The organism is uncultured Dokdonia sp. (assembly GCF_937910895.1).
Taxonomy (GTDB): Bacteria; Bacteroidota; Bacteroidia; order Flavobacteriales; family Flavobacteriaceae; genus Dokdonia.
In genome coordinates this window covers 1-5,002 of sequence record NZ_CALEMI010000162.1, presented here as the reverse complement: position 1 = coordinate 5,002, position 5,002 = coordinate 1, and the positions used below count along the sequence as shown (strand labels likewise).

Genomic DNA, 5,002 nt, shown 5'->3' with positions numbered 1-5,002 from the left:
AAATGTTCTCCATCCATCCAGTCCATTGTGAGAATACGCTCGCTTGACAGTTCTGGATAATAGGTTGGAAACTTCAAGTTTGGAATTTGAGCACAATCATGAACCATGTCCATACTTTGAGCAAGCTCTAGTGTGTAATCGGTTTCTTCCAGCAATTTGTCTTCTACTTCTTTAAAATACTTTTCTTTTCCTTTTCCTTGTAGATTAAACATTCTGGAAGCAATCGGTTTCACTAGAGCCAGATCACTACTGATACTATCTGCAACTCCAGGGTATTGGATTTTCACAGCAAGTTTCTTCCCATCCAGCATTGCCTTATGTACTTGGCCAATGCTAGCAGCATTTACACTTTGAGCTTCAAATGTATCAAATAAATCTTCTGGGTATTTCCCCAAATATCTTTTAAAAGTCTTACGTACTAAAGGTGCAGACAATGGTGGTACAGAAAACTGCGAGAGCGAAAACTTCTCTACATACGCCTTAGGCATAATATTTTTTTCCATACTGAGCATTTGCGCTACCTTTAACGCACTTCCTTTCAAACTTTTTAAGCCGTCATATATATCTTCGGCATTATCTTCGTTTAATTTATCTTTGGTGAGTGATGGATTAACCACTTTCTCACCGTAATATTTTACATAATTCACGCCTACTTTTGCACCCGTCTTCACAAGCTTGGATGCTCGTTGTAATTTGTTGGTAGGTATGTGATCTATTGTTTTCATAAGCTTTGTTTCCTCGCAAGGGGAAATCTATTTTTACTTTTTATTCTCTCGGAGGAGGGAATCTTACTATCTTAAACGTGTTCTTAGGTTCTAATCTTCCTTTTTACGCTTTCGCGAAAGCAAAATTTTCTTTCACCAAAAACTTACCAAAATCGATAATACTTTCTAGTGGTGTTGTTTCAAATACGTCAAAAATGGCTTTGACAGATTTTTCTATCGCTACATCAGTCTTTTCAAATCCAGGCGAATTGTCATTCATCCAATAACGTAAAAGGAATAAAAACTGAACCCAAGCGCCTTCACTAAAAAGCGATACTGGATTTTTAGTAATTTTATAGGACTTATCTTCATTTCCTTCTTCAATAAGTGATGAAGCAAAGTCACGAACTTTCACACGTAATTCTTTAAGTTGTGCTAGGTTTTTAAGAGGCATACTGTGCTCTTTTAACACAAATAATACATAACTTCTGTTGGCAGTCAAATTTCCAAACATCGTAAAGAAGAAAGACAACATTTTGTCTTTGTTTGGGTAATTTTCAAAATCTTTATCCTTGTGAAGCGTCGCTACAGTGCTATCATAAAGTGCTACCCAAACATGTTGTTTTAAACCTTCAAAAGAACCGAAAAATTTATAAAACTCTGCTTCGGTACATTTGATGTCTTTACAAAACTTATAGATAGTTGCTGGTGGTTTACCATGCTCTAATACATAATCCATGTACTTAGAAATGATATCTGAAGCGGTTATATTTTTGGTAGTTGCTTTTTTTACGGTTGCCATATTTACTAATTCTTTAGTAAAGATATGTAATGTTTACCGTATTATGTAAATCGTTAAACAGAATTTATTGTTAAAGTTATTTCAAAAAAATTGAAAGAAGGTATATAAGATATATTTTGAGGTTATTTTCCTGAAATTCAATATTTTGTATGAATATTTAGAATTCACCAATATGCCATAAAATTCCTGAAGGATCATATAGGAAAAATTCTTTTCCCCAATCATTATAGTGAATCTCTGAAATACGTACGTTTTTATACGTTTTTTCGAGTTCTAGTGCTCTGATATGTTTGAGGTGAGATTCCAAATCCTTCACTTCTAGAAATAACATCGAATTGTTTACCCAATCCTTTACGTAAGCATTTTGTAAATAAAACCCAAAATCGCCTAGTTTGAAGTATGACATTTTCGAGCCTAAGTTTCGTTCTTCAAACCCTAAGTCGAGATAAAAGTTTCTAGAGAGTTCGTAATCTTTCGCTCCAATAAAAGCTCTGATAGATTTCACAGTATATTCCATAACTTGGTTTGTTTAAATGCTTCTTTAAATATACTCTAATATTTGGTTTGATTTAAAAAACGATTACTCATTACTTTCTGTGTATGCTTTTTTGTAGATAGATTTAGAATAATATGCGGTGGCTTTCTGGGCGACTTCAATTTCTTGAGGAGAGAGTTTAAGTTCAAAATGAGCACATATTTTTTCGAACTCATTTAAGAACGTTGGATAGGTGAATTTTTGTCCGTTTCTGTTTGAATACATTTGTGCTTGTGTACGGTGTTGGTTAACCATGTGTGTGAGATACGCCTCTTTGGTGGAGTAGAGATAGTCTTCGCCTGTAAAATGTTTTCTAAGATGGTCTACAGGATGATCCCACCATTGTGTAATCCCGCCGTCAGATTTTTGTAGAGATGTGACGACTTCTTCTGTTTTTCTGTCTATATAAATCCATTTTGTAGTAGGGTAGAGTTCTTGGAATAGCGCTATCATAAATACATTCCAAGACGTGAATTTAAAAATCACATAAATCTCGTTTCCTAAAGGTTGGCGATAGCTTTCAATAATTTTTTGTAATTGTAGTTGTACATCTACTTTGGGAAGTGCATGGAGTAGGTAAGCGAGTAATAAGCCATTAACAGCTTCTGGTTCAGAAACCACTCGGATTTGATCTGATGTTTGTAACATCCTTACGAGTAAAGTCGATCCACAGTGTGAGGTATGAAAAACAAATCCTTTAAGTGTGAGTTCATCTTTAGGGTCGGTATCTTTTATATCCTCTAATCTACGATAGCGTGTCGCTTCTTGTGTTTTTCTTATTTCTTCAAAACCTTCATTAAAAAAAGGATAGTCAAAAACGGTAGCTGGCAAAAAACGGCAATGTGTTATGGGTTCTTCTACAATCGTAGTGTGTATAGGAAACAGCTTTTGGGGTTTCTTCATAAATACAGATATGCTAATTTTATAGACTTTAAGTACGCCACTTCGACAAGCTTAGTGTGACATTTTGTACTTCGTAGGATACAGCACACACTTCTGCTTTATTCCATTTCGCAAACCTGCCTAGCCAGCAGGAGCGTATAAAACCATAGTCAATACATCTTTAAAGCGTGCATTCTCATACTAACTTATGTAGTAAGTGCTCAAAGAGTCTGATTAATCTACTCTTTCTACTTCACTTTCTAATTTTAATACCGTATCTCCGTCCTCTTGTTCTATAAACAGCGCTTTATCATCGTCAGATCCATTTCTGGTTACTTCAGAACCTTTTATAGTTTTGGTAATCGATTTTGTATAGGTTTCTTTTACTTTGCCGGTAGCGTGTCCGTTTCCCCATTTCCAAGTTACTTCTGTTCCTTTGCGTATCATCTTATTTTATTTTTTAAATTATCAATTTTTCACACGGAAATTACTACGAATAAAACAATTCGGTCTTATATGATTTAGAAGAATTATTATTTAATTTTTATGTAGAAAATTACAACTCTAATACCGTGGATTTTGGTTTTACATCTTAATCGTTTCAATCAATTCGCCATCTTGCGAATATCTTTTAATGGTAAAATTAAAGCCTTTTGCCATCACGGTCGATTCCAAATTTCCATTTGGATAAAAAGATTTGGAAACTCCATCAGGTAATTCATTTTTTGTAGAAAGTATTTCTTTTAGATTTCCATTGTCGTGGTAAGTATATTCTTCTTTATACACATTGCCATCTACATAATTAAAGATCTCTTTTTTCTTTCCGTCTTTATGATAATAGGCACATTCTCCGACTTTATTTCCGTTGACATAATTTTCTGAGACCAATAAGATGTTTCCTTCTTTTGTATCAAATTGTTTTCTTATACCGTGAAGGACTCCATTTTTGTAATTTTCAGTCATCATCAAATTACCATTCGCTAGATATTCGTTCCAAACACCATGAGGCTGACCATTAAGATAGGGTTTCTCCCAGGCAATTTTATGATCTTTAGTGTACGCCATATTGCTTTGGATCACACCATTTTTATCATATTCAATAATGTAATAGGAACGGTCTTTTAAATAGGTTTTCCACGCACCTATTTCTTCTTCTTTTCTGTTGTAGGTTCCTGTTACCTTAGGCAGACCATCTTCAGTATATGTTTCATAAATGCCATTATAATTTCCTTGACGATCATAACTTATAACACTTTTTAGAGTTTTGTTCTCATAGTATTCTTTTTTTACCTGAGATACCATGGTAATAGAACTCAACAATACCCATACTAAAAATAAGTTCTTCATAATGTTCGTACTCTTAATAACAGTTATCACTTTTAAACAATGTGTATTATTTCAAAATTTAAATTTAGGAAATAATATATACAATCGGAAATCCCATCAGCTACAAGCATAGCATCTCTTTACGCCAATTTGATGATATATTATATATTAAATTGTATATGAGGGTGATAGCATCAAATTATGTCTTTCGATTTGCCATTTTTATCCCTATACCAATCACAATCCCACTTGTAAGAAACATAATAAGACTATACACAGCGGGAGCAATCGCATAATTTTCATTGAGTAAAATTCCAGAAGCAATCGCAATCGCCATCGTTCCGTTTTGGATCCCAGATTCTATAGCGATGGTAATGGATTGTGTGCTATTTAATTTTGCTATTTTCGCTGTCGCGAAACCAATGATCATCGTCATGATATTTAAAACAAGAGCCGCGATTCCTGCTTGTTGTAAATAAGGAATGATGTCTTCTTTTTTCTTTACAACCAAGGCGATAATCACCAAAAATAAGACAGCCGCCGAAGCAATCTTAACAGGCTTATTCATCGTATCTGCAAAGGCAGGGTTTGCCCGTTTGATGATCATTCCAATGCTAACAGGAATAATGACAACGGCAAAAATCTGAATCACGGTTTGTAGCTTATCTATTTGAATCATTTCGTTGGCATTCAGAAATTGTCGTAAGGCAAAATCTACCACAAAAGGAATCGTAAAAATTGTAATAAGACTAT

Annotated in this window: 7 protein-coding genes; all 7 read right to left on the bottom strand. The window is 34.2% G+C overall.

Annotation, left to right across the window (positions count from 1 at the left end; all coding sequences use genetic code 11):
* Nucleotides 1-725, bottom strand: a 725-nt coding sequence (locus Q0505_RS20690; RefSeq protein ID WP_299217387.1) for an AarF/UbiB family protein, incomplete at its 3' end; no start/stop codon positions are given.
* A gap of 103 nt (nt 726-828) precedes the next feature.
* Nucleotides 829-1,506: a TetR family transcriptional regulator C-terminal domain-containing protein gene (locus Q0505_RS20685; protein WP_299217384.1), complete on the bottom strand. Its 678-nt coding sequence runs from the start codon at nt 1,504-1,506 to the stop codon at nt 829-831.
* Between the two features lie 157 nt (nt 1,507-1,663).
* Nucleotides 1,664-2,023: a glyoxalase gene (locus Q0505_RS20680; protein WP_299217381.1), complete on the bottom strand. Its 360-nt coding sequence runs from the start codon at nt 2,021-2,023 to the stop codon at nt 1,664-1,666.
* Nucleotides 2,024-2,086: 63 nt separating this feature from the next.
* Complete coding sequence (locus Q0505_RS20675; RefSeq protein ID WP_299217378.1) at nt 2,087-2,944, bottom strand: hypothetical protein; 858 nt, start codon at nt 2,942-2,944, stop codon at nt 2,087-2,089.
* Between the two features lie 213 nt (nt 2,945-3,157).
* Nucleotides 3,158-3,370: a DUF2945 domain-containing protein gene (locus Q0505_RS20670; protein WP_299217375.1), complete on the bottom strand. Its 213-nt coding sequence runs from the start codon at nt 3,368-3,370 to the stop codon at nt 3,158-3,160.
* Between the two features lie 138 nt (nt 3,371-3,508).
* Complete coding sequence (locus tag Q0505_RS20665; protein ID WP_299217372.1) at nt 3,509-4,270, bottom strand: hypothetical protein; 762 nt, start codon at nt 4,268-4,270, stop codon at nt 3,509-3,511.
* Nucleotides 4,271-4,448: 178 nt separating this feature from the next.
* On the bottom strand, nt 4,449-5,002 hold a 554-nt coding region (locus Q0505_RS20660; RefSeq protein WP_299217371.1), incomplete at its 5' end, for a bile acid:sodium symporter.

Excerpts from the sequence above, each read along its gene's own strand:
- Q0505_RS20685 (WP_299217384.1), bottom strand. The coding sequence starts at position 1,506 with ATGGCAACCGTAAAAAAAGCAACTACCAAAAATATAACCGCTTCAGAT.
- Q0505_RS20680 (WP_299217381.1), bottom strand. The coding sequence starts at position 2,023 with ATGGAATATACTGTGAAATCTATCAGAGCTTTTATTGGAGCGAAAGAT.
- Q0505_RS20675 (WP_299217378.1), bottom strand. The coding sequence starts at position 2,944 with ATGAAGAAACCCCAAAAGCTGTTTCCTATACACACTACGATTGTAGAA.
- Q0505_RS20670 (WP_299217375.1), bottom strand. The coding sequence starts at position 3,370 with ATGATACGCAAAGGAACAGAAGTAACTTGGAAATGGGGAAACGGACAC.
- Q0505_RS20665 (WP_299217372.1), bottom strand. The coding sequence starts at position 4,270 with ATGAAGAACTTATTTTTAGTATGGGTATTGTTGAGTTCTATTACCATG.